General features: G+C 70.4%; 6 protein-coding genes. All 6 read left to right on the plus strand.

Annotated elements, in window-relative coordinates; all coding sequences use genetic code 11:
- A partial coding sequence (cobA, locus tag A612_RS05585; protein WP_019373549.1) for a uroporphyrinogen-III C-methyltransferase occupies nt 1-594 on the plus strand: 594 nt, incomplete at its 5' end.
- 180 nt (nt 595-774) lie between these two features.
- The gene (locus A612_RS05590; protein ID WP_241209521.1) at nt 775-1,890 is read left to right on the plus strand and encodes an ABC transporter substrate-binding protein; all 1,116 of its coding nucleotides are present in this window, start codon (nt 775-777) and stop codon (nt 1,888-1,890) included.
- A gap of 73 nt (nt 1,891-1,963) precedes the next feature.
- A complete protein-coding gene (locus A612_RS05595; RefSeq protein WP_019373550.1) occupies nt 1,964-3,211 on the plus strand; it encodes a BaiN/RdsA family NAD(P)/FAD-dependent oxidoreductase in 1,248 nt (415 codons plus the stop codon).
- Nucleotides 3,212-3,390: 179 nt separating this feature from the next.
- Nucleotides 3,391-3,603 carry a 30S ribosomal protein S21 gene (gene rpsU, locus A612_RS05600; RefSeq protein ID WP_007833691.1) on the plus strand — a complete coding sequence of 71 codons (213 nt, stop codon included), beginning with the start codon at nt 3,391-3,393 and terminating at the stop codon, nt 3,601-3,603.
- A gap of 142 nt (nt 3,604-3,745) precedes the next feature.
- Nucleotides 3,746-4,192 carry a GatB/YqeY domain-containing protein gene (locus tag A612_RS05605; protein ID WP_019373551.1) on the plus strand — a complete coding sequence of 149 codons (447 nt, stop codon included), beginning with the start codon at nt 3,746-3,748 and terminating at the stop codon, nt 4,190-4,192.
- 119 nt (nt 4,193-4,311) lie between these two features.
- On the plus strand, nt 4,312-5,317 hold a 1,006-nt coding region (locus A612_RS05610; protein WP_051001449.1), incomplete at its 3' end, for a tartrate dehydrogenase.

Below are 5,317 nucleotides of genomic sequence, written 5' to 3' on the forward strand. Positions count from 1 at the left end.
AGCACGCCCCAGGCCTTCATCGAACGCCTGATGGTCGCCGAGGTGCGGGCGGGCGAGGCGGTGGTGCGGCTCAAGGGCGGCGACCCCTTCATCTTCGGCCGAGGCGGCGAGGAAGTCGAGGCGCTGCGCGCCGCAGGGATCGAGCCCGCGGTAGTGAACGGCATCACCGCGGGTCTGGCGGCGCCCACCGCCCTGGGCGTGCCGCTCACGCACCGCGCCCACGCGCAGGGCGTGCTGCTCGTCACCGGCCATGCGCAGCCCGGCGGGCAGGGGATCGACTGGGCCCTGCTCGCCGCCACGGCGCGCCAGGCACATCTGACGCTGGTGATCTACATGGGCATGCGCAGCGCCCGGCAGATCCAGGACGGCTTGCTGGCCGGCGGACTGGCTGCCGGAACGCCCGTGGCCGTGGTGCAACACGCCACCCTTGCCCACCAGCGCCACGTCGCCACCACCCTGGACGCGCTGCACGCCACCATCGAGCGCGAAGGCCTGGCAAGCCCGAGCGTGATCGTCGTGGGCGACGTGGTGCGGGGCCTGCAATCCCTCGCACCGGCCTCGCCCACCATGCAGCGCACCGGCAGCGACCGCTGAAGGCGACCCGGACAAACCCGGGATTGCGCACTCCACGGCCGCGGGAACAATCCCCGCGTCGCCGGCGCAGGCCCGGCCAAGGCAACCCCACTCTGCGAACGCTCCCCTTTCCATGACCCCTACCCGCCCCGCCCATCCGGCCCCCCGCCGCGCCTCCCGACCGCAGCGGGCCGCCGCCGAATGCTCCAGACCCTCGCTGCGGGAGGCTGCGCTGCACTGCTGCCGGCCACCGCCCTCGCCCAGCCCCAGGCGGCTGCACGCCCAGCGACCGGCGCCCGCACCGACATCCTGGTCGGGCGCTCGAGCGCCCTCTCCGGTCCCATGGCCCCGTTCCTGCAGCCCCTGCACGAGGCCCACGAAGCAGCCATCGAAGACTTCAATGCCCAGGGCGGCATCGGCGGTCGCAAGGTGCGCCTGGTGACGCTGGACGACGGCTTCGACCCGAAGCGGACCCTGGAGAACGCCCGCCGGCTGGTGGAGCAGGATGGCGTCGTCGCCCTGTTCGCCCAGGCAGGCACCAGCCAGGTGCTGGCATTGCTGCCCTACCTGGAGCGCAGCCGCACCCCACTGATCAGCGTCTACACCGGCAGCCCCGCCCTCCACGCGGCCGCCAGTCCCTGGCTGTTTACGACCAGCGCCAGCTACGCCGACGAGATCGGGCAGATCGTGCGCAACCTGGTGTCCATCCAGAGCACGCGCATCGGCATCGTCCACGAGAACAACGACTTTGGCCGATCCACGCTGCCGCTGGTCGAACAGGCGATCGCTGCCGAGGGGGCGACGGTGGCGGGAGTCCAGGCCATGGACAGCAGCGGCAAAAACGCCACCGAAGCCGCCCGCGCCCTCGCCGCGGCGCAGCCCCAGGCAGTGGTCATGCTGGCCGCCGGCCCGCCGGTGGTGGCCTACGTGCGCGCCCACCACGCCCACCTGGTCGTGCCGCTCTACACCCTGTCGCTCGGCGCCGGTGCCCAGGTCATCCGCTCGCTGGGAAGCGATGCACGCGGCCTCGCCGTCGCCCGCACGACGCCACCGCCGCGGCGCGCCACGACCCAGATCACGCGCGACTTCCAGGCCTCCATGAAACAGCGCGGGCTCGAACCCGATTACGACCGCTTCCGGGCTTACCTGGACGCGCGCGCGCTCCTCGAAGGGCTGCGCGGGCAGCCGGGCCCTCCGCCACCGGAGCCGACATCGCCCGCGCCATGGAGGGCCTCGGGCGGCTCGACCTGGGAAGCTACGTCTACCGCTTCGGCCCTGGCGAGCGGCACGGCTCGCGCTACGTGGACATCGCGGTGATCGGACCGGACGGGCAGTACTGGCGCTAGCGCCGCCGGGCGACAATGGCGGGCCCACTCCCCCTCCCGACCCCGTGCCCCACTACGACGCCGTCATCATCGGTGCCGGCGCTGCCGGCCTCTTTTGCGCTGCCCAGGCCAGCCAGCGTGGCCTGAAGGTCCTGCTCATCGACCACTCCCCGCGCGTGGCCGAGAAGATCCGCATCTCTGGCGGCGGGCGCTGCAACTTCACCAACCGCGAGCTGGACGTGCGCGCGCCGCAGCGCCACTTCCTCGGCGAGAACCCTGCCTTCTGCCGCTCGGCGCTGTCGCGCTACACCCCCGAGGATTTCATCGCGCTGGTGCGCCGCCATGGCATCGCCTTCCACGAGAAACACAGGGGCCAGCTGTTTTGCGACCGGTCTGCCGACGACATCATCCAGATGCTGTTGTCCGAATGCGCGGACGGCCAGGTCGAGCGCTGGCAGCCCTGCAGCGTCCGGGGCGTCGCGAGCGCCGCGCCGCAGGGCGCACCGCAGCGCGCACCGCAGCGCGGCGGCTACGAGATCGACACCGACCGCGGACGGGTGGAGGCGCGCAGCCTGGTCGTCGCCACGGGCGGGCTGTCGATCCCGAAGATCGGCGCCACCGATTTCGGCTACCGCATCGCCCAGCAGTTCGGCATCCCGCTCGTCGAGCGGCGCCCGGGCCTGGTGCCCCTGACCTTCGATGGCCAGGCGTGGGCTCCCTATGCCGGCCTGGCCGGCCTGTCCCTGCCGGTGGCGATACGCAGCGGAGAAGGAAAGGCCAGCGCCCGGTTCGAGGAAGACCTGCTGTTCACGCACCGCGGGCTGTCCGGCCCGGCCGTGCTGCAGGCTTCCAGCTATTGGCGGCCCGGTACCCCCCTGCAGCTGGACCTCGCCCCCGGGTCTGACCTGGCGGCCCAGCTGCGCGAGGCCAAGGCGCGCTCGCGCAAGCTCATCGCCAATGAGCTGGCAGCATACGTGCCGGCGCGCCTGGCGGAAGCCTGGGTCCAGCAGGACGCCGAATGGCAACGTCCGATCCGCGAAGCGAGCGACCGCGCCCTGCACAGGCTCGCCGAAGCCCTGGCACGCTGGCAGCCAACCCCTTCCGGGACGGAGGGCTACCGAAAGGCCGAAGTCACGCTCGGCGGGGTCGACACCCGGGCCCTGGCGCAGCAAAGCATGGAATGCCGCAGCCAACCTGGCCTGTACTTCATCGGCGAGGTGGTAGACATCACGGGCTGGCTGGGAGGCTACAACTTCCAATGGGCCTGGGCCAGCGCGCACGCCTGTGCCCAGGCGTTGAACCCCAGGCGATGAAGGCGGGCCCGCAGCGTAGCCATGGCCATCCACGTGTCAGCGGGATATAATGAGCGGCTTTGCTGGCAAACGCCTGTCGGCCAAATACTAGTTAGAGACAGGCAAACCCGCCGCACACGGCTTTCGGGCCCGATCTTCCCGCAAGCCCTCTGGCGGCACACCTTGGAAACCACTAGCTGATGACGACCATCCGTGTAAAAGAGAACGAACCCTTTGACGTGGCGCTGCGCCGCTTCAAGCGCACCATCGAAAAACTGGGCCTGCTGACCGACCTGCGCGCCCGCGAGTTCTACGAGAAGCCCACCGCCGAAAGGAAGCGCAAGAAGGCGGCCGCCGTCAAGCGCCACTACAAGCGCGTGCGCAGCATGCAGCTGCCCAAGAAGCTGTACTGATTCCCGCTGCGCCGCGGCAGCGCGACCCCGCACGCCCCCGGATGGCAGGCGCGCCCGGTCAGGAGCCGCACACCAACCCGCGCCCGGGACGCCAGGCGCGGGTTTTTTGTGTTCCAACGCCTCCCACCCGCAAAGGAAGACCATGAACCTCAAGAGCCGCATCACCGACGACATGAAGGCCGCCATGCGCGCCAAGGACAGCCAGCGCCTCGGAACCATCCGCCTGTTGCAGGCCGCCATCAAGCAGCGCGAGGTGGACGAGCGCATCGAACTGGACGACGCCGCCATCGTCGCGACGCTCGACAAGCTGATCAAGCAACGCAAGGACAGCATCACGGCCTTCGAGGGCGCAGGCCGGCAGGACCTGGCCGACCAGGAAAAGGCCGAGCTGGCCGTGCTCTCGGCCTACCTGCCCGAGCGCATGTCCGAGGCCGAGATCGCCGAAGCGGTACGCGCCATCGTGGCCGAGACCGGGGCCAGCGGCCCCGCCGACATGGGCAAGGTCATGGGCGTGGTCAAGGCGCGCCTTGCAGGCAAGGCCGACATGGGCCAGGTGTCGGCCGCCGTCAAGGCCGCCCTCGCGCGCTGACCCATCGCCTGGCAGCACCGACGCGGCCCGCCCCACCTCGTTTTTCCACCCGGAGTCTTCCTGTGACCAGACCTTTTCAGATCGCCGTGCTCGCCGGCGACGGCATCGGCCGCGAAGTCATGCCCGAGGGATTGCGCTGCCTGCGCGCCGCGGCCGAGCGCTTTGGCCTCTCCCTGCAACTGCACGAGTTCGACTGGGCGCACTGCGATCATTACCTTGCGCACGGCCAGATGATGCCAGCCGACTGGAAGGCGCAGCTGTCCGGCATGGACGCCATCTACTTTGGCGCGGTGGGCTGGCCGGAGACCGTACCCGACCACGTGTCCCTGTGGGGTTCGCTGCTGAAGTTCCGCCGCGAGTTCGACCAGTATGTCAACCTGCGCCCGGTGCGCCTGTTCGAGGGCGTGCCTTGCCCGCTGACCGGGCGCCGTGCCGGAGACATCGACTACATCGTGGTGCGCGAAAATACCGAGGGCGAATACACGGCCCTGGGCGGCGTGATGTTCGAGGGAACCGAGCGCGAGATCGTGGTGCAGGAATCGGTGTACTCGCGCCATGGCGCCGAGCGCCTGCTGCGCTTTGCCTTCGAGCTGGCGCGCAGCCGGCCACGCCGCAGGCTGGCCCTGGCCACCAAGAGCAACGGCATTGCCATCAGCATGCCCTGGTGGGACCAGCGCGCCGACGCGGTGGCGCGCGATTTCCCCGAGGTGGCGTTGGAGAAGCACCACATCGATATCCTCGCGGCGCGCTTCGTGCTGCAGCCGGACCGTTTCGACGTGGTCGCGGCGACCAACCTGTTCGGTGACATCCTCTCCGATCTGGGGCCGGCGACCACCGGAACCATCGGGCTGGCCCCTTCGGCCAACCTCAACCCGGAGCGCAGCTTCCCCAGCCTGTTCGAGCCGGTGCACGGCTCGGCCCCCGACATCTACGGCAAGGGCATTGCCAATCCGATCGCGATGATCTGGTCGGGGGCGCTGATGCTCGACTTCCTGGCCCGCGGAACGGGCGCCGGCCGCGCAGCCCACGACGCCATCGTCCAGGCCATCGAAACCGTCCTGCGCGATGGGCCGCGCACGCCCGACCTGGGCGGCAATGCCAACACCCGCGAGGTGGGCGCCGCCA

Source organism: Melaminivora alkalimesophila, from assembly GCF_000282995.1.
Taxonomy (GTDB): domain Bacteria; phylum Pseudomonadota; class Gammaproteobacteria; order Burkholderiales; family Burkholderiaceae_C; genus Melaminivora; species Melaminivora alkalimesophila.

Excerpts from the sequence above, each read along its gene's own strand:
- A612_RS05590 (WP_241209521.1), top strand. The coding sequence starts at position 775 with ATGCTCCAGACCCTCGCTGCGGGAGGCTGCGCTGCACTGCTGCCGGCC.
- rpsU (WP_007833691.1), top strand. The coding sequence starts at position 3,391 with ATGACGACCATCCGTGTAAAAGAGAACGAACCCTTTGACGTGGCGCTG.
- A612_RS05605 (WP_019373551.1), top strand. The coding sequence starts at position 3,746 with ATGAACCTCAAGAGCCGCATCACCGACGACATGAAGGCCGCCATGCGC.